A 25,493-nucleotide genomic window follows, 5' to 3' on the forward strand; every position below is an offset into this window, starting at 1 on the left:
GGGAATCAGTCCTGGTTCTGCGCCACGCTGTCGACACCGGCCGGGCGCGCCGCCACGTCAGGCCCGGCGTGGGGCACGAGCGACGCCATGGCGACGCGTTTGGGGTTCACCTCGACGCCGGGGCGCACGTGCTGCAGACCGTTGACCACCACCACGTCCTCGGCACCCAGGCCGTCGTCCACCACGCGCAGGCCATCGACCATCGCGCCGGTGGCGACGCGGCGGTACTGCACCTTCCTGTCCTTGCCGACCACGTAGACGTACTTGTTGCCCAGGTCGGTGCCGACGGCGCGATCGTCGATCAGCGCGCGCGGCGCAGGGTTGCCGCTGCGCAACTCCACGCGGGCGAAAAGCCCCGGGGTGAACGCGCCATCGCCGTTCGGGAACACGGCGCGCAGGCGGATCGTGCCGGCGCCGGCACGCACCTGGTTGTCGACGAAATCGATCTTGCCCGGGTGCGGATAGCCGCGCTCGTCGGCCAGGCCCATCTGCACCTCGGGCGCGCGGCCGTTCTGGCGGCGCAGGCGGTCGAGCTTGAGGAAGGTCTGCTCGTCGACGTCGAAGTAGACGTACATCGGATCCACGGTCACCACGCTGGTGAGCGTGTCCGATGGGGTGACGAGATTGCCGGGGGTGATGCGCTGGTTGCTGACGTGGCCGTCGACGGGTGCGCGTACTTCGGTGAACGAGAGGTTGAGTTTCGCGGCGTCGAGTGCGGCCTGCACGGAGGCGACCTGGGCCCGGGCGCTCGCGGCGGCGGTATCCAGGCGGTCCGCTTCTTCCTGCGAGACCGCGTGCTGGGCGACCAGCTTGCCGCCGCGGGCGGCGTTGGCGTCGGCGTTCTTCGCCTCGGCGCGGGCCTGGGCGAGGTTGGCGGCGAGGCGATCGACCTCGGCCTTGTAGGGGCGGGGGTCGATGGTGAAGAGCAGGTCGCCCTTTTTCACGTTGGCGCCTTCGCGGAAATGCGCCGAGTCGATGTAACCGCCGACGCGGGGCTTCACGTCGATGGCGTCCACCGCCTGCACGCGACCGGTGAACGTGGCGCTGTCGGCGACCGGGCGCAAGAGCACCTGGGCGACGGTGACCTCGGGGGCCGGCGCCGCCGCGGCGGGCTCGGCGGCATGGCTGGAGCTGCCGGCGCTCAGCCAGACGGCGGAGGCGACCGCGACCGCGAGGGCGCTGGAACCGAACAGGATTTTCTTCTTCATGGCTGTCCCTGGAATGCTTCGCGACGAAAGGGGAAGACGTTGCGGTGCGGCAGGATGTGACCTCAACATAGATTGAGGTCAAGCCGGATCGCGTCAGGTGGCGAAATCTAGGTCTTGCTTCGCAAGCGAAAAATGGGTCTACAATCACCCCGCCTGTGACGGTCAGTCACGAATGCGAACGATCTGGAGTCGGCGATGGACGATTTTTCGGCGATAAGCGTTTTCGTGCGTGTGGTCGAAGCCAAGAGCTTTTCCGCCGCGGCGCAACATCTGGAGATGACGCCTTCCGGCGTGAGCCGGGCGATTTCGCGCCTGGAGGAAAACCTCGGCGCCAGGCTGTTCTTCCGCTCCACGCGATCACTGCGGTTGACCGACGATGGGTCCGCGTTCTATGCACGTTGCAAGGAAATCCTGGCCGATTTAAACGAGGCCACCGAAGCGCTGGGGTACGCCCGGACCAAGCCGGCGGGCAAGCTGAAGGTGGCGGCGTCGTCAGCCGTGGGGCGGGCGGCGATCATTCCCAATCTCGTGCAATTCGAGCAGCGTTACCCCGACATCCGGCTCGAGTTGACGATGTGCGACTTTCCGTTCGACCTGAACGAGGAGGGTTTCGATTGCGCGATCCGCATGGGTGAACTGGCCGATTCCAGCCTCATCGCCCGGAAGATCGGCCACTTCAGCAACGTGCTGTGCGCCGCGCCGTCCTACCTGGAGCGCCAGGGCGCGCCATCGCGCATCGACGACCTCAAGACCCACCGCACCATCAACTTCGTGCACCCGACCACCGGCAAGCCGTATCAGTGGCAGTTCGATACCCCGGGCGGTCGCGTGTCGGTCGACGTCGACGCGCACATGCTGATCAATGACGGCGAGTCGGTGATCCAGGCCGCCGTCGCGGGCCTGGGCATCATCCAGGCCCCGCACTGCCTGGCCGCCTCCGCGCTGGCGAAGGGACAACTCGAAATCGTGATGCCCGACACGATCTCCACCGGTTCCAACCTGTGGATCGTCTACCCCCAGAAACGCCATCTGTCGGCGCGCGTGCAGGCGTTCATCGAGTGGACCAGCGAGCTGTTCCAGCGCACCAGCGACCCCCAATGCCGCATCCTCGCCCAGCAGGAAGCGGAACTGCGCCTGCGTCGCCAACGCACGCAGACCGAGCAGGCCGACGCGATGGCGGCGGTCGCGTAGGCGCGCGCCTGCCGCGAACCCCGGCGACCTCGCGCGCGCTGTCGAACCCCATGCCGGCTGGCGCCGGATGGCTGACACGGTCGGCTTCTCCTCCGGTCGCCGCGGTGCTTGCAGCGTGGGGGGAGCGGACCGTATCCGCGAACCCTCGGCGCAGGTTCGAGCGAGGGACGCCGTGAAACGAGCCGCTCAGCCGCCGGTGGGCAACCACAGCAGCAGCGCGATGCCGACCACGATGCGGTAGATCGCGAACGGCGTGAAACGGTGCGAGCGGATGTAACCCAGCAGCCACTTCACCGCGGCAAAGGCCACGATCGTCGAGACCACGAACGCCACGCCCAGCCCGGTCCAGTCTTCGCCGGCCGCGCCGCCATGCGTGAACGTCTTCAGCAGTTCGTAGCCCGTCGCCGCGTACATCGTGGGAATGCCCACCAGAAACGCGAACTCCGTGGCCGCGGCGCGGTTGCTGGTGCCGGCGAGCATGGCCACGAAGATCGTCGAGGCCGAGCGCGAGGTGCCCGGGAAGATGCCGGCCACGATCTGGGCGAGGCCCACGAGGATCGCCACCCGCCAGGTGACGGCGGCGCGTTCGGGCTGCCTCGCGGCAAGCCGCTCGGCGGCGATCATCCAGAGGCCACCGATGATCAACGCCCAGGCGATCGGCGTGATCGTTTCGGGCAGGCGGAAGCCGAGCTTGGTCGCGATGAAGCCGAGCGCCGCGGTGATGAGAAAGGCCACCGCCAGCTTCGCCACGTAGGCGCGGGTTTCCGGCTGGCGCCAGTTCAGCACGAAGCTCCACAGCGTGCGCCAGTAGATGAACGTGACCGCGAGGATCGCGCCCGCCTGGATTGCCACGTTGAACAGGTCCGACCGCGCGCCCAGCCAACGCTCGGCGATGAGCAGGTGGCCGGTGCTGGAGACGGGCAGGAATTCGGTGATCCCCTCGACGATGCCGAGAAGGAGGGCGCTGAGAAAATCGTTCACGTGGCTTGGCTTGGTTGGCGAGGGACGGCGCCATAGCTTAGCCGCTCGCCATCACATCGTCCCCACGCGATGCCTGCAAATGTTGCGACCGCACGGCGAACGGTTCCCGTGCCACCCGTTCGCAAGTATTCGCACATGGATTCGTCATGGCGTTGACCCCTTTTCGGCCCGACCGTCCCCGCGGCGGCCCCTGCATCGCTCTGGTCGTGGCGATCCTGTCGTTGACCGCGTGCGCCCCGCCCGTGCGGCCACCCGCGTTCACGCCGCGGGAGGAGGTTCCGCTTGCGGGCCTTCCCACCGGACAAGCGGGTTGGCCCGACGCCGCGTGGTGGCGTCAATACGGCGACGACCAGCTCGACCGGATCATCGACCTGGCGATGCGCGGATCGCCGAACATGGAGCAGGCGGAAGCGCGCTATCGCGCGGCGCAGCGCGCCGTGGATTCGGCCCGGGCCGAACTCAACCCGCAGGTGCGCGGGCTCGTCAGCGGCAACCACGGCTATAACGACGTGACGCTGCGCGGCCAGGCCCCGGGCGCCGCCGGCAACGCGCAGGGCTTCCAGCTGAGCCCCGGCAGCAGCTGGAGCAACAGCGGCGCCGCCGGTGCCCTCGCCACCTGGGATCTCGATCTTTGGGGCAAGCAGAAGGACGCCGTAGCCGCGGCCGTGGGCCAGGCACGTGCCGCCGAAGCCGAGCGCGCCGCGTCGGCTACCTCCCTGCAATACAACGTGGCCAACACCTATTTCGACTGGCAAGCCCAGCAGGCACGCCTGGCGGTGGCCAGACACGCCGTACGCAGCGCCGAGGATTACCACGAGCTCGTGCAGCTGCGTGTGCGCGGCGGACTGGACGACCCCACGCAGCTGGACCAGGCCGACGGGCAACTGGCCCAGCAACGGGCAGCCGTCGCCCAGCTTGAAGGCGCCGCGAGCCTCGACCGCGTGCAGCTCGCCGCGCTCGCAGGCGTGTCGCCGGCGGCACTGGGCGACCTCGTGCCCCGTCCGCTGCCGGCCGTCGAGACGAGCCTGCCAGCGGATGCGCGACTGGGCCTGATCGCCCGTCGTCCGGACATCGCCGCCGCGCGCTGGCAGATCGAAGCCTCGGCCAAAAACATCGACCAGGCGCGCAAGGCCTATTATCCCGACGTGAGTCTGACCGCGCTGGGGGCTTACCTGCGTACCTATCCCGACCTCGGCTCGGGCACGCGCACGGAACTGGCGCTGGGTGGCATCGGCCCGTCGATCCAGTTGCCGATCTTCAGCGGGGGGCGCCTGCGTGCCCAGTACGAAGGCGCGCAGGCGCAGCTCGACAGCGCCGTGGCGCAGTACGACGGCGCGGTGGTGCAGGCGGCGGGCGAAGTGGCCCAGGGCGTCGAAACCCTGCGCATGCTCCAGGCCCAGGCCGAACAACAGGACCGCCAGCTCGATGCGGCCCGTTCGCAACAGCGCCGCGCGGGTGACCGCCGCTCAAAGGGCCTCATCGACGACCGCGACTGGCTGCGCGCCGACATGCAGGTCGACCAGCAACGCGATGCGCGCCTGCAGGTCGACGCCCGGACCCTTTCCGCCAACCTTTCCCTGATTCACGCCCTGGGCGGCGGCTATCACGCCGACGACCTGCCCGATCTTCCGGCCAAGTCCGCCGGACAGGAAGCCACCCGATGACCATCGAGAACGACGAGCCGCGCGACGAGGGCGCGAACGCCCCGCTGCCTTACAAATACCGCTACAAGTACCTGCATAAGTACGGCGACGAGCGCGATCCCGAGAAGGACGGCGCAGACGACGCACCCAAGCACAACAAGGACGATTCCACAGACAAGGACGGCGACGACGGTAACCAAAGGAAAGACGACAAGGACGAAAAGAAGGAGGACAAGGACGAAAAGAAAGACGACAAGAAGGACAAGGACGACCCGAAGGCCAAGCGACGCAAGGTCATCGTCCTGTCCGTGATCGCCGCCGTCTTCGTGCTGGCGGGCCTGACCTGGCTCTTGCTTTATATCTTCGTGTTCACCCAGCGCGAGAAGACCGACGACGCTTACGTCAAAGGCGACATGGTGACGATTTCCTCGCGCGTGGCCGGCACCGTCGTGGAAGTGGCGGTGGAAGAAACCGACCGTGTGCACGCGGGCCAGGTGCTCGTGCGCCTGGACCCCGTCGACGCCAAGGTCGCCCTGATGAACGCCGAGGGCCAGCTCGCCCAGGCCGTGCGCGAGGCGCAGGCGCGCATGCAGCAGGCCAACCAGGCCGACGCCGCCATCCCGCAACGCCGCGCGCAGTACGAACAGGCGCGCGACGACTACAACCGCCGACATCCGCTGCTCGAACGCCGTGCCGTGTCCGCCGAAGAGGTGGACACTGGCAAGCGGCAGATGCAGCAGGCCTATGCCGCCTTGCAGGCCGCCGAACGCGAAGCCGCCGCAGCGCACGCGCAGGTCGATGGCACGACGGTGGAAAATTTTCCGGCGGTCATCCAGGCGCGCTCGCAGTTCCGCAACGCATGGGTCAACAGTGGCCGCGACGCGATCGTCTCGCCCATCGAAGGCTACGCGGCGCGTCGCCAGGTGCAGGTCGGCCAGCGCGTGCAGCCCGGGCAGGATCTCCTCACCGTCGTACCCCTGCAGGATCTCTGGGTCGACGCAAACTTCAAGGAAACCCAGCTCGAGCACATCCGCATCGGCCAGCCGGTGGAGATCACCACCGACATGTATTCGGATTTCACGTATCACGGCAAGGTCGTCGGCCTGAATGCCGGCACCGGCAGCGCGTTCTCGCTGCTGCCCGCGGAGAACGCGACCGGTAACTGGATCAAGGTGGTGCAGCGCTTGCCGGTGCGTGTCGCGATCGACGCCGAAGACCTGCGCAAGCATCCGCTGCGGGTGGGCCTGTCGACCTACGTCACGGTCGATACGCACGACCGCGACGGCCGCGTGCTGGCGGATACACCGCGCACGAAGCCGCTCGTCAGCACGAACGTCTATGAAGACGAGATGGGCGAGGCGGACGAAAAGGCGAAAGAGATCATCCGCGCCAACACCGTCGACGTGCCCCAGCCCGTCGCGGCGAAGCACGGCTGACCGATGGCCGACGCGAAGGGCAAGGGCGGCACGCCGCCCCCGTTGCATGGCGGCCAGCTCGCCTTGCTCACCGCGGGCGTCGCCCTGGCGACCTTCATGGAGGTGCTGGACATCTCCATCGTCAACGTCTCCGTGCGCACGATCGCCGGCAACCTAGGCGTCAGCAGCAACGAGGGCACGATGGCGATCAGCGCCTACTCCATGGCCAGCGCGGTGATGCAGCCGCTGACCGGCTGGGTCGCCAAGCGGTTCGGCGAGGTGCGCACGTTCAGCGTGTCGGTGTTGCTGTTCGTCATCTTCTCGGCGCTTTGCGGCCTGTCGCAGAGCATGACGATGCTGATCGTGTTCCGCCTGTTGCAGGGTGCGGTGTCGGGCCCGATGGTGCCGTTGTCCCAGACCCTGCTGCTCAACAACTACCCGCCGGCGAGACGGCCGATCGCGTTGGCGCTGTGGGCGATGACGGTGGTGGTGGCACCGGTGTTCGGTCCGATCCTGGGCGGCTGGATCACCGACAACTACCACTGGTCGTGGATCTTCTTCATCAACATCCCGGTGGGCCTGTTCGCGCTCATCATCACGATCACGCTGTTGCGCGGCCGCGAGTCGAAGGTGTCGAAGGTGCCCGTCGACGCGATCGGCCTGTTCCTGCTGGCCGTGGGCGTGGGCTGCCTGCAGTTCATGCTCGACAACGGCAACGACGACGACTGGTTCAGTTCGAACCTCATCACTGTGCTGGGTATCGTCGCGTTGGTCTGCATCACCTTCCTCGTCGCGTGGGAGTTGATGCACAAGAACCCGGTGGTGGAACTGCGCCTGCTGGGCAAACGCAACTTCTTCATCGGCGTGTTGTGCCTGTCGCTGGGTATGTTCGCCTTCTTCGGTGGCACGGTGGTGATGCCACAATGGGTGCAGGAGGTGCTCGGTTACAACGCCACCTGGGCCGGCTTCGTCGTGGCACCGATTGGCCTGCTCGCTATCTTCATGTCACCGCTGGTCGGTGCGTTCCAGCACCGCTTCGACTTGCGGTTGTTGAATACGATAGGTTTCGCGATCTTTGCGGCCGCTTCGTTCTGGATGTCCACGCTCAGCACGAACGCGCCCTATCTCGACCTGGCCGAACCGCGGTTCATGATGGGTGCGGGCGTGGCGCTGTTCTTCGTGCCGGTGAACCAGATCATCCTGGCGGGCATCCCGGACGACCAGGTGGCAAGCGCGTCGGGCCTGTCGAATTTCTTCCGCACGCTTGCCGGCAGTATCGCCACGGCAGTGAGCACGACGATGTATTCGCATCGCACGACGTACCACCACGCGGTACTCAGCGAACACGTGGTAGCGGGCGACCGCGCGACGATGGAATACCTCGACCGTTTCCAGGCCAGCGGTATCCAGGGGCCTGTCGCCAATGCGGCGCTCAACCGGCTGGTCGACATGCAGGCGGCGACCCTGGCCGTGAATGACGTCTTCTGGGTGTTCGGGCTGATGTTCGGTCTGGCGATGGTCGCCATCTGGTTCGCCAAGCCGCCGTTCGCGTCCGGTGGCACCCCGGGGCATTGATCCGGCACCGCTCGTTACCCGGCGAAACCGGCGCAGCGGTGACGAGGGGCGGCGGCGGTGCCAGATCCGACGGTTAGCGCACCATCACGCCTTACCGGAAAAATCCAGCGTCTCCGTGAGGTCACCCGGTGCGGGGCCGCCGGCCGCGACCATCGCATCCTCGCGCATCGTCAGCCCCGGCAGCTTTTCGAGCTTGAACCGGCGCGTGATGAAGCGCGCGATGGACCCCGTGTCGTAGATCGTGTGTTCGACGTGGCCCTTCTTCGCGAAGGGCGAGATCACCAGCGCGGGGATGCGCGTGCCCGGGCCCCATCGGTCGCCCTTGGGCGGCGCGACGTGATCCCACCAGCCGCCGTTCTCGTCGAAGGTAACGACGATGAGCATGTGCTTCCACTGCGGGCTCTTCTGTAACGCATGCACGACGTTCGCGATGTGCCGGTCGCCGGCTTCCACGTCGGAGTAGCCGGCGTGCATGTTGAGGTCGCCCTGCGGCTTGTAGAACGTCACCGGCGGCAGCGTGCCCGCCGCGGCGTCGGCGAGGAAATGGTTGGTCGCCGCTGTCTCGCCGAGGCCGCCGTCGCGCAGGTGGTGCTTGCGCGCCGCCGTGCCGGGGGCGAGCGAGGCGAAATAGTTAAGCGGCTGGTGATGCGGCTGGAAGTTCGGCGTCTGCGGAAAGCGGCCGTCGTCGCCGTCGCCCTTGCCGTCGAGCGCCGCCTGAAACGCACCGCCGTACCACGCCCAGTCGACCTGCCGGGCGGAGAGCCTGTCGCCGATGTGCGCGTAGGTCTGGGGCGGCAGGGTGTTCGGGCTCGTCGCGTCCGCGAGCTGCGGATGCTTCCGGTCGACGTTGAACCCGGGCGAATAGGGCGGTCCGATGGTGTTGACCGCGTAGAAGTCCGGCGTGAGCGTGTTGTGGTTGGCGAATTTCGGCTTGCCGTCCATCGCGCTCCGGGGTGAATCCTCCGCCATCTTCAGGCGGAAGTCGGTCGGGTCGCCGCTTTCGGTCACCGCGATGTTGAACTGTGCCGGGCTCTTGTCCGCATTCGGGTAGAACGGCGGACGGGCGGCCACGAGGTATTGGTGGTTGAGGAACGACCCGCCGAACGCACCCATGAAGAAGTTGTCGCACAGCGTGAACTGCTCGGCGAGGCGCCACAGGCGCAGGTGCACCGGCGTGCTGGCGTAATGGCCCATGGTCAGCGCGCCGTTGTCGCCCCAGGCGACGAAGCCGTCGTTCTTGCCGCCGTTGATCTGCAACTGGTTGTTGTAGAACGCGTGCACCAGATCGCGCGTCACCACGCCGTGGGGCAGGGGGGTGCCGTCGCCGGTATGCAGTGCCCAGGGCGCGTTCGGCAGGCCGGTGATGTCCTTCTCGCCGATCTTGTACGTCGCGTGGTCGACGACCTGCTCCTGCGGCACCATGCCGCCCCAGATCGGCGGCAGCGTCTTCAGCGGCGTGCCGTCGCGGTCCTTCTGCACGAGGCGCTCGGCGGGCACCGCGGCCAGCGGCTGCTGAAGGCCGGGGAAGTCGCCGAACAGGTTGTTGAAGCTGCGGTTTTCCGCGTAGATCACCACCACGGTCTGGATGTGCCTGGCAAGCAGCGCGTCGAGCTCGGCACCGCCGGGCGCGGGCGCCGTGCCCTTCGCCGGGGCACTGGCGGCGTCCTTGATGCCGCCCAGCGCGAGTAGCGCACCGGTCGTGGCCATGCCGCCAAGGAGGCGGCGGCGCCCTGCGTCAGGCGTGTCGTCTTCGTAATTTTTTGTCATGGGTCGAAAGAAACGTCGAGGACGAGCATGTCCAAGGCCGGTCAGGTTAAACGAAATCCACGTTAGCCATGTGGTCGATTGCGACGGCATGGGCGGGTGTGCATCATGGCGCCGATTGAAGGATAAACGCTCCGACATCAGGGGCATGGACGCCGACGGCCACGATGACGTTGCCGGCTTCCGTGACAGGCGGTTACCCGTCCCTACGGACGGCTCAGTGGGAAAAACAGGGGAAAACGGATGATGCGTCTAAGAGTGGCCCTGATAGGGGGCTGCATCGCGCTTGGCGGTTGCGCTGGACCGGCTACGGTCAATTACGCGCCGAGCTCCACCATGTCGGTGAAGGGTTACGAAAGAGTCGGCACCTTCGACTATGCGCCGGCCAAGAGCGGAAAGATAAAGCCCAACCAGATCCGCAACACGGCGCCGCTTGGAAACGTCATGCTCGAGAAGCCGGTTCACGAGTATTTCGAAAAAGCGGTGTTCACCGAGTCGCGATTCGTCGGCATCGACGTGTCAGGTAGCGGTCCACTGGTTCACGGCACCATCGACGATTTTGTGATCGACGATCTGGGCTACAACGTCGACTGGACGCTCGCCGTGACCTACGTGGTGGACGGTGACGGCCCGAAGCCGTGCTTCCATTCGCAGAAAAAACTTGCTCGCCGCAGCACCAAGTTCGTGAACCCGTTCGGCGCGCTCAATGAGCTCCTGAAGGACAATATTGAACTGGCGTTCAAGGACCCGAATTTCGTGTCCTGCATCGGGTCGCCTGCGGTGGCCGCCCGGGCTGGCGCTGGCTCGGCCGCGGGACTTCCGGGCACGATCGTGTCGCCCACGCCCACGCCCACGCCCACGCCGGCTTCGATACCGGCGGCACCGAAAGCGGATGATGGCGGGGCGTGGATTCCGTTCGGTAGCCAGGGCCAATGAACGAATTGGTGCAGTGCGAACCGCATTGCACCATCATGGTGCTAAGCGGCAAGCTAGAACGACCCGGATTATGCTGAAGGGGCTCGTCCTTGCTCCCTCGCTTCGAGGCAAAGCGGTGGCATGACGATTGCTTTACGCATCCAGCCCATACCCAATCGAGGTCCGTATGTCCGCCGTTTCGAAAGTGCTGAACCTCATCCAGGACGAGAGCATCGAGTTCGTCGACCTGCGCTTCGCCGACATGCTCGGCAAGCACCACCACGTGACCTTCCCGGCCCACGCCATCGACGAGGGCACCTTCGAGGACGGCAAGATGTTCGACGGCTCGTCGATTCCGGGCTGGAAGGGCATCAACGAGTCGGACATGGTGCTCATGCCCGACCCGGAAACGGCGCACCTGGATCCGTTCAGCGCGCACAAGCAGCTGATCCTGCATTGCGACGTGCTCGAGCCGAGCACCATGCAGGCCTACGGACGCGACCCGCGCTCGATCGCCAAGCGCGGCGAAGCGTTCCTGAAGTCGACCGGCATCGCCGACACGGCCTTTTTCGGTCCGGAGCCGGAGTTCTTCATCTTCGACTCGATCCGCTGGCAGAACGACATGGGCCGCGTGTTCTACGAGATCAACTCCGAAGAGGCCGCCTGGTCGTCGCGCTACAAGTACGACGGCACCAACACGGGCCATCGCCCGGGCGTGAAGGGCGGCTACTTCCCGGTGTCGCCGGTAGACAGCCTTGGCGACCTGCGCGCCGACATGTGCAAGGTGCTGGAGTCGCTGGGCCAGGTGGTCGAAGTGCACCACCATGAAGTGGCCAACGCCGGCCAGTGCGAGATCGGCACCCGCTTCAACACGCTGGTGAAGAAGGCCGACGAACTGATGACCATGAAGTACGTCATCAAGAACGTCGCCCACCAGGCCGGCAAGACCGTCACCTTCATGCCCAAGCCCATCGTCGGCGACAACGGCTCGGGCATGCACGTGCACCAGTCGCTGTCCAAGAACGGCGAGAACCTCTTCGCCGGCGACCTCTACGGCGGCCTGTCGCAGACGGCGCTGTGGTACATCGGCGGCATCTTCAAGCACGCCAAGGCGATCAACGCGTTCGCCAACTCCACCACCAACAGCTACAAGCGCCTGGTGCCGGGTTTCGAGGCGCCGGTGATGCTGGCCTATTCGGCGCGCAACCGCTCCGCGTCGTGCCGCATCCCGTACGTGTCGAGCCCGAAGGGCCGCCGCATCGAAATCCGTTTCCCGGATCCGATGCAGTCGGGCTACCTCACCTTCACCGTGCTGATGATGGCCGGCCTCGACGGTATCCTGAACAAGATCGACCCGGGTGCGCCGGCGGACAAGGATCTCTACGATCTGCCGCCGGAAGAAGAAAAGAACATTCCGCAGGTCTGCGCCAGCCTCGACGAGGCCCTGGCCGCGCTCGACAAGGATCGCGAGTTCCTCAAGGCCGGTGGCGTGTTCACCGACGATTTCATCGACGGCTACATCGCGCTGAAGATGCAGGAAGTCACGCGTTACCGCGCGAGCACCCACCCGCTCGAGTTCCAGATGTACTACGCGATCTGATCGCCGATCGACGCGGGGGAAAACGGGGCGCTTCGGCGCCCCTTTTCGTTTCCTACTGCATGTGCCATCCGTGGCTGACCAGCAGCGACTGGCCGGTAAGCGCGTTCGAGCCGAAACCGGCGAGGAACAGCGCCGTCTCCGCGATGTCTTCCAGCGTGGTGAACTCGGTGTCCACCGTGTCGCGCAGCATCACGTCGCGCACCACCTGCTCCTGGGTCAGGCCCAGCTCGCGCGCCTGTTCCGGGATCTGCTTTTCCACCAGGGGCGTGCGCACGAAACCGGGACAGATCACGTTGGCGCGGACGCGATGCGCCGCGCCCTCCTTGGCGATGACGCGGGCCAGGCCGAGCAGGCCGTGCTTGGCGGCGACGTAAGGCGCCTTGAACTTCGAGGCCACATGGGAGTGAGCCGAGCCCATCAGGATGATCGAACCGCCCGCGCCCCCCGCGATCATCTGGCGCATGGCCGCGCGCGCGGTGAGGAACGCGCCGTCCATGTGGATCGCGAGCATCCGCTTCCAGTCGGCGAACGAGAGGTCGACCAGCGGCGAGATGATCTGGATGCCCGCGTTGCTGACGAGGATGTCGACCGGCCCGAGTTCGCGCGCGGTGCGGGCGAAGCCGTCCTCGACCTGCGCTTCGTCGGTGACATCCATCGCGATGCCGAGGGCGTCATGGCCGATGGCTTGCGCGGTTTCGCTCGCGTTGTCGGCGGCGATATCGGCGACCACCACCCGCGCGCCCGCGCGGGCATAGGCGTCGGCGATGGCGCGGCCGATGCCGCTGGCGGCTCCGGTAACGAGGGCAATCTTGCCGTCGAGGGACTGCATGGGGAGGCTCCGTGGCGACGTGACCGCCACACCCTATCGCAATGCCCGTCGCGGCGGCGTGGCGTCGGTCAGTCCGACGGACCCCGCAGCACGAAGGTCGCCGGCTCGCCCTGGTTCGATGAACCCGCGATCCACAGGTCGAACCGGCCGGGTTCGGCCTCGAACGTGCGGCCGTCCACGTGGGTGAACGCGAGATCGGCGCGGCTCAACGCGAACACCACGTCTTCGGAGGCGCCGGGCGCAAGCATCACCTTGCGGAACGCCTTGAGTTCGCGCACCGGCCTCACGCGACTGGCGACACGATCGTGTACGTAAAGCTGCACGGTTTCCTCGCCGGCCACCGTCCCGGTGTTGGTCACCGTGGCGCTGGCCACGAGGGTGTCGTCCCAGCCGAGCGTCGCCGGGGCCGTGGGCGCGGTGTAGGCGAACGTGGTGTAGCTCAGGCCGTGGCCGAACGGGTACAGCGCTTCGAACGTGACCTCGCGGTAGCGCGCCTTGAAGGCCGGCGGCTGGTCGGCGAGTTCCGGGCGGCCCGTGCGCGGGTGGTTATAGAAAAAAGGCTGCTGCCCGGCGTCCTGCGGAAAACTGACCGGAAGGCGCGCGGACGGATTGTGCTCGCCGAAGACCACGTCGGCGATGGCCGGCCCGGTCTGCGTGCCGAGGAACCACGTCACGAGGATCGCGTTGGCATCACGCACGGCGCCGTGCAACGCCAGTGCGCGGCCGTTCTTGAGCAGCACCACCACGGGCGTGCCGGTGGCGGCGACGGCATCGGCCAGGGCCTGCTGGGCGGCCGGCACGACGATCTGCGTGCGCGCCTGCGCTTCGCCGGAGTAGACCTGCGGCTCGCCGATCGCCAGCAGCACCACGTCGGCGCGTCGGGCGGCGGCCACCGCGGCCTCGATGCCGCCGTCGATCGGCGCTTCGATGCCGGCGCCATCGACCACCTCCAGCGACGACGGGTCGGCCAGCGCTTCGCGCAGGCCTGTTTCGATGTCCACGTAGCGGGTCTTGTCGCCGAACAGCGTCCAGCAGCCTTCGATGTTGTCGCGGTCGCGGGCGAACGGGCCGATGAGGGCGACGCGGGCGCTCTTGCGCAGCGGCAGCACGCCGTCGTTCTTCAGCATCACGATGGAGCGGCGCGCCGCGTCGCGGGCCAGTTCGGCATGCGCGGCCAGATGCGCGGTGGCGGCCTCGGCGGCGGGATCGAGCGAGCGGTAGGGATTGTCGAGCAGACCGATGGCCTGCTTCACGCCGAGGACGCGTCGCACGCCTTCGTCGAGGACGTCCATCGGCACGTCACCCTTCTCGACCAGGTCGGCCAGGTGGTCGGCGTAGAAGCCGCTCTGCATGCTCATGTCGACGCCGGCCACGAACGCACGCCGCGTAGCGTCGCGCTCATCTTCGGCGTAGCCGTGGGCGATGAGTTCCATGTCGGCGGTGTAGTCGGAAACGACGAAGCCGCCGAAGCCCCATGCCTCGCGCAGGATGCCGGTCATGAGTTCGCGGTTGGCCGAGGCGGGCACGCCGTTGATGTCGTTGAACGCGCTCATGAGCGTGAGGGCGCCCGCGTCGATCGCGGCCTTGAAGGGCGGCAGGTGCACGTCGCGCAGGGTCTGCGGGGCGATGTCCACCGTGTTGTACTCCATGCCGCCGGCCACGGCGCCGTAGGCGGCGAAGTGCTTGGGCGTGGCCAGCAGCGAGTCGTGCGCGGTGAGGTCGCCGCCCTGGAAGCCGCGCACCCGCGCGGCGGCGAACGCGCAACCCAGCACCACGTCTTCGCCCGAGCCTTCGGCCACGCGGCCCCAGCGCTGGTCGCGGGCGATGTCCACCGCGGGGGCGAAGGTCCAGTGAATGCCGGCGGCGGTGGCTTCCACCGCGGTGGCGCGCGCCGTGCGCTCGGCAAGCGCGGGCTCGAAGCTCGCCGCCTCGCCCAGCGGGATCGGGAACACGGTGCGCATGCCGTGGATCACGTCGGAGCCGAACAGCAACGGGATGCCGAGCCGGCTTTCTTCCACCGCCACGCGTTGGGCTTCGCGGCCTTCCGCCGCGCCGACGCCGTTGAACAACGCGCCGACCCGGCCGGCCCTCACCTGGTCGAGCACCTCCGCCGCCCCCCGGGCGTTGGCTTCGGGATTGATGTCGGGGGCAAACGGCCGCACGGCATCGGCGAAGATACCCAGTTGCCCAACCTTCTCTTCGAGGGTCATGCGGGCGATGAGATCTTCGATGCGGGGGTCACGGGTCATGGCATTCACTTCGAGCGGGGACGTGGGGCGGCGGGCTAGCATACCGGCTGCCACGCCGCCCGTGGGCATGTAAATGACGTTACGCGAAAACGATTACGTCGTTGCGCGCCAAGCGCTTCAAGGGGCCGACGGAAAGAGCTTGGCGATCGCTTCGGCCAGAGCTTCGGAGCCGTACGGCTTGGTCAGCACCGCCGTGCGCGGATCGCCCGCCACTCCGATGGCGTACGCATGGCCGGTCGCGTAGATCACCCGCAGTTCGGGGAACGATTCGCGCGCGTGCTCGACCAGCTCGGTGCCGGACATGCCGGGCAGGCCGATGTCGCAGATGACCAGATCGGCCGGGCGTTCGGCGAGCAGTTCGAGCGCGCGCGGGCCGTCGGCCGCTTCGCGTACCTCGTGGCCGCGCAGCTGGAGCATTTCCACCACCGTGGTGCGCACCAGCCAGTCGTCTTCGACCACCAGCACGCGCACGTTGCGCGGCAGGCGGGCCGCGGCCGCCGCCGCCGTGGGCGCGGGCGCCGCGGCATTGCGCTGGGCCTGGGCCAGGAACACCTGGCGCAGCTTCCGGGCCAGGGTTTCACGCGTGTAGGGCTTGCTCAGCAGCTCTACGCCTTCGTCGAGCCGGCCCGCATGCACGATGGAGTTTTCGGTGTAGCCCGAGGTGAACAGCACGGCCATGCCCGGCAGGCGTTCGCATGCCTTGCGTGCCAGGCCCGTGCTCTTGAGCGGACCGGGCATCACCACGTCGGTGAACAGCAGGTCGATCGGTATGCCGCTGTCGACGATGGTCAACGCGCTCTCGGCATCGCGGGCCTTGAGCACCCGGTAGCCGAGGTCGGCGAGCATCGCCACGACCGTTTCGCGCACGGCGTCGTCGTCTTCGGCCACGAGGATGGTTTCGCTGCCGCCGGTGACCGGTCCGGAGTCGACGTCGACCACCACGTCTTCGGACTGGGTGGTGCGGGGCAGGTAAAGCTTCACGGTGGTGCCCTGGCCCGGCTCGCTGTAGACCTTGATGTGGCCGCCGGACTGCTTCACGAAACCGTAGACCATCGACAGGCCCAGGCCGGTGCCGCGTCCTTCGGGCTTGGTGGTGAAGAACGGTTCGAACACTTTGTCGACGATGCCCGGCTCGATGCCGTGGCCGGTGTCGGTAACCGCGAGCAGCACGTATTGACCGGCGTTGACCTCATCGTGGGCGTCGACGTAGTTCGTGTCGAGCCACGCGTTGCTCGCCTCGATGGTGAGACGGCCCTGGCCCTCCATCGCGTCGCGCGCGTTGATCGCCAGGTTGAGCAGGGCGTTTTCGATGTTGCCTGGATCGATCAGCGTGTTCCACAGGCCGCCGGCGACCACGGTCTCGATCTCGATGGCCTCGCCGAGCGTGCGCCGCAGCAGGTCGTCCATGCCGCGGATGAAGCGGCCGATGTTCACCACCTTGGGCGCCAGCGGCTGGCGGCGGCCGAAGGCGAGCAGCTGCGCGGCCAGCTTGGAGCCGCGCGCGACGCCTGCCATCGCGTTGGACACGCGGCGACGGGCGCGGTCGTTGCCCGCGACGTCCTCGCCCAGCAGCTGGAGGTTGCCGCTGATGACCTGGAGCAGGTTGTTGAAGTCGTGCGCCACGCCACCGGTGAGGTTGCCGATGGCTTCCATCTTCTGGCTTTGGCGCAGGGCGTCCTGGGTGCGCAGCAGCTCGCTGGTGCGCTGGGCGACGTGCTCCTGCAGGGTGGCGGCCAGCGTGGCGAGTTCGGCCTCGGCGGCCTTGCGCGAGGAGATGTCGACGAACAACGCGCCGAAGCGGTCGTCACCCACCGAACGCACGCGGACCTCGTACCAGCGGTCGCCCAGCGAGGCCAGGCGCACTTCGAACTCCTCGGAGCGCCCGCCGTCGACCACGGCCGCGCATCGCTCGATCACGTCGTCGCCGATATCCGGCACGATGTCGCGAAGACGGCGTCCACTGGCCTCGGCCACGGGGATACCGGTCTGCCGCTCGAAAGCGGGGTTGAGTTCGCTCATCGTGACGTCGACCACGGCGCCATCGGCGTCGCGGCAGACCTCGCCGATGAAAAAGCCCTCGTGCATCTGCTCGAAGAGGGCGCGCCAACGCCGCTCGCTGGCGCGGACGGCGTCCTCGGCGAGCTTGCGGTCGGTGATGTCCATCGCGATGCCCAGATAGCGACGTCGCGCGCGAGACGCGTGGGTCACCACTTCGCCGCGCCGGGCGATCCAGCGCACCTCCCCGGTCTGCGCGTCCACCCGCCGGTATTCCGCGTAATCCAGGGGATTGGCCTGGTCCAACCGTCGGGTCGCGACCTGGTGCCGGTCGTCGGGGTGGAGCAGGGCGATCAGCATCGCATCGGTCACGGGCCCCTCGGCGGGCAACCCCCAGATGCATCGGTATTCGTCCGACACTTCCAGCCGGCCGGTTTCGGGAAACCATTCGAAGGTGCCGACGCCCCCAGCGCGCTGCGCGATGCTCAGGCGTTGGGCCACGGCAACGCGCTGGGTGGTCTCCTTCACAAGCACGAACACGCCAGCGACCGCGCCGTGGTCATCGGCCAGCGGGCTGTAGTCCAGGTGCAGCCAGACATCCTCGGGCTCGCCGGTGCGGTTGAGCACCACGTGCTGGTCGCGATAGGAGAGGGTGCCGCCGGCCCTCACGGTGGCGAGCACCTCGCGGTTGAAGTCCGCGACCTCCGGCCAGCCCTCCAGCACCGACCGGCCGAGCACCTGGGGATGGCGCAGCCCGGCCACGCTGCGATACGCGTCGTTGTAAAGCATCACGCCCTGGTCGCCCATGAGCAGCATCATCGGTGCTTCGGAGCGCAACATGAGGGCCAGCGCGTGGTGCAGCGCCGACGGCCAGCCTTCGATCGGACCGAGCGGCGTCGACGGCCAGTCAAAGCCGGCGATCAGCCGGCTCAGCTCTCGGTCGGGCGGGAGAAACCAGGGTAGATCGGGTGTCGGCAGGGGCATGCGGCGGACCAGGGCGGGCACATGGTCGGCGATGGTAGCGCGCTGACATGTTTACGTAACGGATTCTTCCAGGATGCGAACAGCGACGATCCACAGATCGAGGTCGCCATCGCCCAACAGGTCGCCCAGCAGGGTGCCGAGCATGACGAGACTGAACCCCTTGCGCATCGCGCCCACGGCCGCTCCCAGTGCTGCGGCCTTGCGGCCAAAGAAGCGCCCGACGCGTTCGAGGGCCCCGAGGCGTCGTGCGATGCGCTGCACCTCGTCGGCCACCGCGGGTTCGGCCTGGAGGGCCTGCTCCCGGATCAGTGCCCCGAGTGTGTCCACGCGATCGGTGAAGTAGGGTCCCACGCCGGTCGTGAAGAGCACCCAGTCGCGCGCCTGGGCCTGGGCGAGGCTCATGATTTCGCTGGGATCTTCTTCGAAGTCGATGAAGCCCACGCCACCGTCGCCCACAGTGATGTTGCGCGCGACGGCCTGGCCCAGGTAACCGCCCTGGCGATGCAGCCGGCCGATGGCGTGCGCCGTCTGGCGCACGAGCATGTCGGCATCGTTCGCGCTCTTCAGGCGCTTGAGCCGGTGGGCCAGGGTGGGGCCCATGTCACTGAGGATAAGGCTGCGGGGGCCGTCGCCGAGCACCCGCGGCACGGGGGCGCCGCATGCGCGAAGCGCCTCGAGGCGTCGCCATTCGAGCCCCTTGGCCGCCTCCCCGGCATACCGTGGCGGAGAACGCAGCGCGGCCAGGTCCAGGCGGGCGGCAAGGCGGTTCCACGCGCGCGTCGCGGCGGGGCGGAACCAGCCATCGGAATCGTATCGCTTGAGCCAGGCGGCGCGGCCGCCCAACGAAAATTTCTGCACCATGGGGAGTCTCCAATGCGGGCCACGCCACCGCGCATCGCATGGCGGTCGGCCTGCCCAAACACCGCGGCGGGGTGACCGCGTCCTCCCCCCTGCGCCTATTGTAAGCTTAGTTTCCGCTTAGTGCGCGAATCGGGAAGATCCCGGGGTAACCCCTCGCCGACCGCGGCCGCCGCCTCCATCGCTGGGCATTTCCGGCAACAGTGCGCAAATCCATGCGCATCGCGTTGCCCATGGCGACGACAACGCGCACTACGCGTCGTAGGCTTCGACTACACCTTTCCCACCCCTCGTTCGAGGCCTCCGTGTCACTCGATCCCCCCGCCGCCATCGTGGAGATGAGCGGCATCGGTAAGGTGTTCCGTGCCGGTGCCATCGAAAACCACGTGCTGACCGACATCCACCTGGAGATCCGGCAAGGCGAGTTCGTGTCGATCGCCGGGCCCTCCGGTTGTGGCAAGACGACCCTGCTATCGTTGATGGGCCTGCTCGACTCGCCCAGTCATGGCGAGCTTCGCGTGCTGGGGCATGCCGTGACGGGGCTCGGTCGCCAGGCGAGGGCCATGGTGCGCAACCGGCACATTGGTTTCGTCTTCCAGTCGTTCAACCTCATCGGCGACCTCACCGTGGCGCAAAACGTGGAGTTGCCGCTGACCTATCGCGACGGCATGGGCCGCAAGGAACGAATGCAGCGGACGGCGGAGGCGCTGGCCAGCGTCGGACTCGCGCATCGGATGAATCAGTTTCCCGCGCAGCTGTCGGGTGGCCAGCAGCAGCGGGTTGCCGTCGCGCGGGCCCTCGCCGGCGAGCCGGCGATCCTGCTCGCCGACGAACCCACCGGCAACCTCGACCTGCGCAACGGCGAGATCGTCATGGGCCTGCTCGATCGCCTGCACAAGGCCGGCCACACCATCTGCATGGTGACCCACGACGAACGCTTCGGTTTCGTCGCCGACCGCGTGATCCGGCTGCTCGACGGGCAGGTGGTCGACGAAAGCACCTATCGGCAACTCAAACACGAGGCAGAGTGTGGCCTGGGCGAGGTGCGGGCCGAGGAGCCGCTCTTTTGAAGGGAGGCATTCCCGGCATCCTCCATGCGTGGCGTGTGCTGGCCCGCTACCCGGGCTTCCTCGCGGTCGCCGCGCTCAACCTCGGCCTTGGTGTCGCGGCGGCGACCGGGGCGTTCGCGTTGGTCGACAGCCTCGTGCTGCATCGCCCGCCGTTTCCCGACCACGCCAGGGTGGTGCTTTACGGCGAGCATTCGCCGGGTGGCCCGGTGCGTTACGCCTCGCCGATGTTTTTCGATGACGTAGGCATGCCTGCTCAGATCGAGTCGCGCGGCATCGCGCGGCTGCCCGAGTCGGTAAACGCCGACGTCGCGGGGAATGTCGTGCTGGCGAGCGCGCAACGGATGGACGCCGGCTTCCTGCCGACACTGGGCGTGTCGCCCGAAGCGGGCGAGGGCCTCTCCGGCGCCCCTGACGAGGCGGTGGTTTCCCATGGGTTCTGGCGGCGCATGTTGCACGCCGATCTCCGTGCGATCGGCACCCGGATCACCGTCAACGGAAGGCCCACCATGATCCGCGGCGTGCTGAGCCCCGACTACCGGCTGTTCACCGATGTGGACCTCTTTCTGCCGTTGCACCTTGCTCCCCATGCCGCCGACAACGCCCAGAACATGACCGCGGTGGCGCGCCTGCGCCCAGGTGTCGGCGAACGAGCGTTTTCCGACCATGTCCACGCGGTGGCGGCGGCGCATGCCGCGGCCCTGAGGATCGGTCCCGACCGGCTGCCCTTCTACGGCGCGACGTGGCTGGACGATCAGGTCACGGGCCTGGCCAGGCCGACGGTGCTGCTGTTCTTTAGTTGCGCCCTGGCGGTGATGGCCATCGCGGGCCTGAATCTGTCCAGCCTTCTGCTGATACGCGCGGTGGCGCGCTCGCATGGCACCGCGCTGCGCATCGCGCTCGGCGCGCGCGGCTGGCGTCCGTGGATACCGGCGGTCGGCGAAGCACTGCTGGTCGGCATACTAGCGGTCGCGGCGGGGTTGTCGACGGGAAACGTCGTCGCCCACGTCTTCGCCAGCCTGCTGCCGGCCGAATGGCTCATTTCCCACGACGCGATCGCGTTCGACTGGCACGCCTGGGTGTTCGGCATCGCCCTGGCGCTGGTGACCCTGGCGGTTGCCGTCGTGGGGGGATCGGTCCACGAAACCTCCGGCGTGCTGTTTCGCGAGCGATTTGCCTCCGGCCGCGCCTTCGGCACGAAGACGGGTCGGCATGCGCGGCGCGTCATGAACGTGGTGCAAACGGCCATCGCCGTCATGCTGCTCGCCTGGAGCATTGGCGTCATCACGCGCTGGTGGGATCTCGAACACGTGCCGATGGGGTTCGATACCGCACAGGCGCAGGTCTTCGAAATCAAGGCCGACGATGCGCAGTTTCCCACGGTGGTCGATGTGAACGCGTTGTTTGGCGAGTTCTCCGGCCGGTTGCTCGCGCAACGAGGCATCCGATATGCCGGGATGTCCAACCACCTGCCGGGCAGCGGCAGCTTCGTGATGCCGTTCGCGCTGCCGGATGGCTCGACCTACTACGCGCAATACGGCCTGGCCACGCCGGGCGCGCTGCAGGCCATGGGCCTGCGCCTTTTGTCGGGGCGCCACTTCGATGCCGGTGACGTGGGCGGGGCCGGTCGTGTGGCGATGGTCAACGAGGCCTACCTGAAGACATTCGGCTCAGGTGGCGTCGGCGACGAGGTATGGCCCGCCTCGCGCCTGTCTCCGAACGCTCCCCTGCGTATCGTCGGCGTGGTGGCCGATACCCGCCATGCCGGTCCGGGCCGTCCTCCGGAGCCGACCGTCTTTATTCCGCTGGCGCAAGCCTGGGAAAGTTCCTTCGATTTCGTGCGTCTGTACATGCCGATGTACGTGATCGTCCGCGGCCCCGATGCCGAAGGCCTCTCCATGGAGACGGCGTCCCGCGAACTGCACCGGACCGCCCCGTTCGTCGCGGTGGCCCACGCGCGATCCATGCGCGACGATGCGCGGCAGGTGATGGCGGGCTTCCGGCGCGACGCGGTGATCTCCGCCATCCTCGCGCTGTTCGCCATGTTCCTGGCCTGCATCGGTTTGTATTCGAGCGAGTCGGTCGACGTGATGTCCCGCCGCCGTGACTACGCGGTCCATGGCGCCCTCGGCGCCACGCCGATGGACCTGGCCATGATCGTCCTGGCGCGAAACGTCGCGGTGGCGATGATCGGCACGCTGCTTGGCATGGGATGCACGCTGCTGGCGCATCGCAGTCCCTTGCAGACGATGCTGCATATCCAGCTGGAGGTCGCCGTGCCGGCATGCGTCGCTATGCTCGCGGTGGCCGTGATCGCCAGCGTCATCCCCGCGTGGCGCGCCGCGCGGATCGATCCGCTTCACGCCATCCACGGAGCATGACCCTTGCACCTTTCCACTTCACGGTCCGAAGGAGCACCCATGACGCCGCAGGACACACCACTGCCTGTTCTCGTCGTCGACGATCATCCCGACGTACGCCTCGCGATGCGGGTGCTGCTTCGTTCGGAACAGGTGCCATCGATCGACGTCGAATCGCCTGCAGCGGCGCTGGAGGCCGTCAGTCGCAGGGAATTCTCCTGCGCGGTGCTCGACCTCAACTACACCGCTGACACCACCTCCGGCCAGGAAGGCCTGGCCCTGGTCGGCCGGTTGCGCGAAGAGGCGCCCGAGCTCCCGCTGATCGTGATGACCGCGTGGGGCAGCATCGACCTGGCCGTTAAGGCGATGCGCCTGGGCGCGGCCGACTTTATCGAAAAGCCATGGAGCAACGCGCGGATGATGCATACCGTGCGCGCCCAGATGGCCCTGCGCGAGATGCGCGAGGAAAACCGGCGGCTGCGCTATGAGGCGTCCCTCTCGCGGCAATCGTCCGACGTGCTGCGCATCTGCGAGTCGTCGTCGATGCGCCACGTGGTGGAACTGATCTCCCGCGTCGCCAAGGGCGACTCCAACGTGCTCCTGCTCGGCGAGAACGGCACCGGAAAATCCCTGTTCGCGCGCGAACTTCACGCGCTCTCGCCACGGGTGGAAGAGCCGCTCATCCGGGTGGACATGGGCAGCCTGCCCGAATCGCGTTTTGCCGACGACATGTTCGGCGAGGAACGGCCCACGTCGCGGCCCGGCTGTTTCGAGCTGGCCCATCGTGGCACGCTGGTGCTGGAGGAGGTGGGAAACATCGCCCTGTTCAACCAGATCAAACTGCTTCGCGTGATCGAAGAAGGCGAACTCGAGCGCAGCGGCTCCACGCGCACGCGCCGGGTGGACGTGCGCGTGGTGTCGACGAGCAACGCCGACCTTGAGGCGGCCATCCGGACCCACCGCTTCCGTCGCGACCTGCTCTACCGGCTCAATGCGATGCAGGTGCGCCTGCCGCCGTTGCGCGAGCGTGTCGAGGATATCGTGCCGCTCGCGCGCCATTTCATGCTGCGCGAGTGCCGCCGGCTGGGTCGCGACGCGATGGCGTTCGCGCCGTCGGCGGAGCGGGCCATGCGTACCTATGCCTGGCCAGGCAACGTGCGCGAGCTGGAACACGCGGTGGAACGGGCCGTGCTGCTGTCGGCCCAGAAGGAAATCGACGCCGTCGATCTGGCGCTGAGCCGGGAGGCGGACCTGCCCCTGGTGCTGGACAGGCTCACGTTGCCGGACGCCGAGGCGATGCTCGTGCGCAACGCGATGGAGCGTTACGACAACAACCTGCAGCGCGCCGCCGAAGCGCTCGGCATCTCGCGCCAGGCGTTGTACCGCCGCCTGGAAAAGCAACGCTCGAAAAACCATTTCGAACAGGCCCATTGAGCGTGCCGGCGCCATGAAGGGCTACCCGAAGCTGTCCGAGCCGGAGGCGAATCCCGCCCGGGTGCGTCGTCGGGCTCTCCTGTGGGCGGCATGGCTCGTCGCCCCGGGCGTGGCCGCGCTTGCCGTGCTGGTCATCCAGGACGATGCGCCGTTCTCCACCCGTCTCTTGATCGGCCTGGGCGGCCTGGCAGGCATGGGCATCATGGCGCGCATCCTCGGCCGGCACCTGCTGTTCACCCTCGACACGGTCTTCGCGTTGCTCGCCTCGCTGCGCGAGGGAGACTACGGGCTGCGCGGCCACGAGCCGAAGGGCCCCAGTCCCCTTCAGGGGCTCGTCGCCCACGTAAACCTGCTCTCGGACGACCTGCGGGCGGGCCGGCGCAAGCGCACCGAGGCCTCGCGGCTGTTGGGCAAGACCCTGGTGGCGCTCAACAGCGCGGTGTTCGTGATCGACGACGAGCATCGCCTGCGCCTGGTCAATCCCGCGGGGCGCCGCCTGCTGGCGGGCGATCGTGGCGGGCTCATCGGCCAGGACGTCGCCCGGCTCGGTCTCGAACCGGTGCTGGCGGTGCCCGACGACACCATCCTCCAACACCAGTTCGCCACGGCATCGGGGCGCTGGGCCGTCCGTCGCGCCGTGTGGCACAGCGAGGGTCGCGAGCACACCATGGTGATGTTGCACGACCTCAGCGCCGCCCTCAGCGAGGAGGAGCGCCGCGCCTGGCAGCGCCTGCTGCGCGTGCTCAGCCACGAACTCAACAATTCGCTGACGCCGATCGGTTCGCTCGCCGAGAGCCTGACGGTGATGCTCGACATCGAGGACGACGACGGCTCGAAGGACGTGCTCCGCGAGGGGCTCGACGCCATCGGCCGCCGGGCGGGCTCGCTGGCGCGCTTCCTATCCGGCTACGGGCGCCTGGCGCGGTTGCCGCCGCTGCAACAGCGGATCTTCCGCCTGGACGAGTCGCTCGCGCGCCTGGCGCGGCTGGAACACCGCCTCGCGATCGACGTCACGGGCACCGCGCCCGTCACGATCCGTGGCGACGAGGACCAGTTGGGCCAGGCCTTCATCAACCTTCTACGCAACGCCGTCGAGGCGACCCTCGATACCGGCGGCCGCGTGTGGATCGACTGGCGTGTGGACATCGAGCAGATCGTGGTGTGCATCGTTGACGAAGGGATCGGGCTACCGACGAGCGACGGCCTGTTCGTGCCGTTCTTTACCACCAAGCCGCAGGGCTCCGGCATCGGGCTGACCCTGACCCGGCTCATCGTCGAGGCCCATGGCGGGCAGGTCGACCTGGTGCCGCGCAGGGAGGGGCCGGGTGCCGTGGCGAACGTGCGACTTCCCCGGGTGGCACCGGAGCGTCCGCTCGCGGACACGGGTGTCCATATCCGGACGACGGCGTGACCGGAATCGATACG

At 67.6% G+C, this 25,493-nt stretch carries 17 protein-coding genes; 10 read left to right on the forward strand and 7 right to left on the reverse strand.

Features of this window, described 5'->3' with window-relative positions; translation table 11 throughout:
• Positions 1-5: 5 nt before the first annotated feature.
• Positions 6-1,208 carry an efflux RND transporter periplasmic adaptor subunit gene (locus tag PI246_RS10705; protein WP_320551285.1) on the reverse strand — a complete coding sequence of 401 codons (1,203 nt, stop codon included), beginning with the start codon at positions 1,206-1,208 and terminating at the stop codon, positions 6-8.
• Between the two features lie 195 nt (positions 1,209-1,403).
• Between PI246_RS10705 and PI246_RS10710 the strand changes: the two genes are divergently transcribed.
• Positions 1,404-2,399: a LysR family transcriptional regulator gene (locus tag PI246_RS10710; protein WP_320551286.1), complete on the forward strand. Its 996-nt coding sequence runs from the start codon at positions 1,404-1,406 to the stop codon at positions 2,397-2,399.
• 186 nt (positions 2,400-2,585) lie between these two features.
• On the opposite strand, the gene PI246_RS10715 is transcribed toward PI246_RS10710, so the two are convergent.
• Entirely contained in the window at positions 2,586-3,380 is a 795-nt protein-coding gene (locus tag PI246_RS10715) for an undecaprenyl-diphosphate phosphatase (RefSeq protein ID WP_320551287.1), read from the reverse strand.
• Between the two features lie 146 nt (positions 3,381-3,526).
• Here PI246_RS10715 and PI246_RS10720 point away from each other — a divergent pair, with 146 nt between their 5' ends.
• Genes PI246_RS10720 through PI246_RS10730 form a run of 3 tightly spaced genes read left to right on the forward strand, consistent with a single transcriptional unit; the run spans position 3,527 to position 8,013 of the window.
• A complete protein-coding gene (locus PI246_RS10720) occupies positions 3,527-5,044 on the forward strand; it encodes an efflux transporter outer membrane subunit (protein WP_320551288.1) in 1,518 nt (505 codons plus the stop codon).
• Positions 5,041-6,459 (forward strand): HlyD family secretion protein, encoded by a 1,419-nt coding sequence (locus PI246_RS10725; RefSeq protein ID WP_320551289.1) that lies wholly within the window; start codon positions 5,041-5,043, stop codon positions 6,457-6,459. The genes PI246_RS10720 and PI246_RS10725 overlap by 4 nt, the downstream gene beginning before the upstream one ends.
• 3 nt (positions 6,460-6,462) lie before the next feature.
• A complete protein-coding gene (locus PI246_RS10730; protein WP_320551290.1) occupies positions 6,463-8,013 on the forward strand; it encodes a DHA2 family efflux MFS transporter permease subunit in 1,551 nt (516 codons plus the stop codon).
• 84 nt (positions 8,014-8,097) lie between these two features.
• Here PI246_RS10730 and acpA read toward each other — a convergent pair whose 3' ends face one another.
• Positions 8,098-9,780: an acid phosphatase gene (acpA, locus tag PI246_RS10735; RefSeq protein WP_320551291.1), complete on the reverse strand. Its 1,683-nt coding sequence runs from the start codon at positions 9,778-9,780 to the stop codon at positions 8,098-8,100.
• 333 nt (positions 9,781-10,113) lie between these two features.
• On the opposite strand from acpA, the gene PI246_RS10740 reads away from it, so the two are divergent.
• On the forward strand, positions 10,114-10,713 hold the full coding sequence (locus tag PI246_RS10740; RefSeq protein WP_320551292.1) for a hypothetical protein: 600 nt from the start codon (positions 10,114-10,116) through the stop codon (positions 10,711-10,713).
• Positions 10,714-10,879: 166 nt separating this feature from the next.
• Entirely contained in the window at positions 10,880-12,292 is a 1,413-nt protein-coding gene (gene glnA, locus PI246_RS10745; protein WP_320551293.1) for a type I glutamate--ammonia ligase, read from the forward strand.
• Between the two features lie 52 nt (positions 12,293-12,344).
• Here glnA and PI246_RS10750 read toward each other — a convergent pair whose 3' ends face one another.
• The 4 genes from PI246_RS10750 to PI246_RS10765 form a co-directional block, all read right to left on the reverse strand.
• Complete coding sequence (locus PI246_RS10750) at positions 12,345-13,121, reverse strand: 3-hydroxybutyrate dehydrogenase (protein WP_320551294.1); 777 nt, start codon at positions 13,119-13,121, stop codon at positions 12,345-12,347.
• Positions 13,122-13,189: 68 nt separating this feature from the next.
• Positions 13,190-15,370, reverse strand: coding sequence for a beta-glucosidase BglX (gene bglX / locus PI246_RS10755; RefSeq protein WP_320551295.1), 2,181 nt, complete (start codon positions 15,368-15,370; stop codon positions 13,190-13,192).
• A 117-nt stretch (positions 15,371-15,487) separates the two neighbouring features.
• On the reverse strand, positions 15,488-18,349 hold the full coding sequence (locus PI246_RS10760; protein ID WP_320551296.1) for a hybrid sensor histidine kinase/response regulator: 2,862 nt from the start codon (positions 18,347-18,349) through the stop codon (positions 15,488-15,490).
• 51 nt (positions 18,350-18,400) lie between these two features.
• Entirely contained in the window at positions 18,401-19,210 is an 810-nt protein-coding gene (locus PI246_RS10765) for a BUD32 family EKC/KEOPS complex subunit (RefSeq protein WP_320551297.1), read from the reverse strand.
• Between the two features lie 335 nt (positions 19,211-19,545).
• On the opposite strand from PI246_RS10765, the gene PI246_RS10770 reads away from it, so the two are divergent.
• The 4 genes from PI246_RS10770 to PI246_RS10785 are packed head-to-tail and all read left to right on the forward strand — an operon-like array spanning position 19,546 to position 25,479.
• A complete protein-coding gene (locus PI246_RS10770) occupies positions 19,546-20,277 on the forward strand; it encodes an ABC transporter ATP-binding protein (protein WP_407069812.1) in 732 nt (243 codons plus the stop codon).
• Positions 20,274-22,655 (forward strand): ABC transporter permease, encoded by a 2,382-nt coding sequence (locus PI246_RS10775; RefSeq protein ID WP_320551299.1) that lies wholly within the window; start codon positions 20,274-20,276, stop codon positions 22,653-22,655. The genes PI246_RS10770 and PI246_RS10775 overlap by 4 nt, the downstream gene beginning before the upstream one ends.
• Before the next feature lie 39 nt (positions 22,656-22,694).
• Positions 22,695-24,068 carry a sigma-54-dependent transcriptional regulator gene (locus PI246_RS10780; protein ID WP_320551300.1) on the forward strand — a complete coding sequence of 458 codons (1,374 nt, stop codon included), beginning with the start codon at positions 22,695-22,697 and terminating at the stop codon, positions 24,066-24,068.
• 13 nt (positions 24,069-24,081) lie between these two features.
• Positions 24,082-25,479 (forward strand): sensor histidine kinase, encoded by a 1,398-nt coding sequence (locus PI246_RS10785; RefSeq protein ID WP_320551301.1) that lies wholly within the window; start codon positions 24,082-24,084, stop codon positions 25,477-25,479.
• The last annotated feature ends 14 nt before the right edge of the window (positions 25,480-25,493 follow it).

This window comes from Luteibacter sahnii (genome assembly GCF_034063545.1).
Taxonomy (GTDB): Bacteria; Pseudomonadota; Gammaproteobacteria; order Xanthomonadales; family Rhodanobacteraceae; genus Luteibacter; species Luteibacter sahnii.

Excerpts from the sequence above, each read along its gene's own strand:
- PI246_RS10705 (WP_320551285.1), bottom strand. The coding sequence starts at position 1,208 with ATGAAGAAGAAAATCCTGTTCGGTTCCAGCGCCCTCGCGGTCGCGGTC.
- PI246_RS10710 (WP_320551286.1), top strand. The coding sequence starts at position 1,404 with ATGGACGATTTTTCGGCGATAAGCGTTTTCGTGCGTGTGGTCGAAGCC.
- PI246_RS10720 (WP_320551288.1), top strand. The coding sequence starts at position 3,527 with ATGGCGTTGACCCCTTTTCGGCCCGACCGTCCCCGCGGCGGCCCCTGC.
- PI246_RS10725 (WP_320551289.1), top strand. The coding sequence starts at position 5,041 with ATGACCATCGAGAACGACGAGCCGCGCGACGAGGGCGCGAACGCCCCG.
- PI246_RS10730 (WP_320551290.1), top strand. The coding sequence starts at position 6,463 with ATGGCCGACGCGAAGGGCAAGGGCGGCACGCCGCCCCCGTTGCATGGC.
- acpA (WP_320551291.1), bottom strand. The coding sequence starts at position 9,780 with ATGACAAAAAATTACGAAGACGACACGCCTGACGCAGGGCGCCGCCGC.
- PI246_RS10740 (WP_320551292.1), top strand. The coding sequence starts at position 10,114 with ATGTCGGTGAAGGGTTACGAAAGAGTCGGCACCTTCGACTATGCGCCG.
- glnA (WP_320551293.1), top strand. The coding sequence starts at position 10,880 with ATGTCCGCCGTTTCGAAAGTGCTGAACCTCATCCAGGACGAGAGCATC.
- PI246_RS10750 (WP_320551294.1), bottom strand. The coding sequence starts at position 13,121 with ATGCAGTCCCTCGACGGCAAGATTGCCCTCGTTACCGGAGCCGCCAGC.
- bglX (WP_320551295.1), bottom strand. The coding sequence starts at position 15,370 with ATGACCCGTGACCCCCGCATCGAAGATCTCATCGCCCGCATGACCCTC.
- PI246_RS10760 (WP_320551296.1), bottom strand. The coding sequence starts at position 18,349 with ATGCCCCTGCCGACACCCGATCTACCCTGGTTTCTCCCGCCCGACCGA.
- PI246_RS10765 (WP_320551297.1), bottom strand. The coding sequence starts at position 19,210 with ATGGTGCAGAAATTTTCGTTGGGCGGCCGCGCCGCCTGGCTCAAGCGA.
- PI246_RS10770 (WP_407069812.1), top strand. The coding sequence starts at position 19,546 with ATGAGCGGCATCGGTAAGGTGTTCCGTGCCGGTGCCATCGAAAACCAC.
- PI246_RS10780 (WP_320551300.1), top strand. The coding sequence starts at position 22,695 with ATGACGCCGCAGGACACACCACTGCCTGTTCTCGTCGTCGACGATCAT.
- PI246_RS10785 (WP_320551301.1), top strand. The coding sequence starts at position 24,082 with ATGAAGGGCTACCCGAAGCTGTCCGAGCCGGAGGCGAATCCCGCCCGG.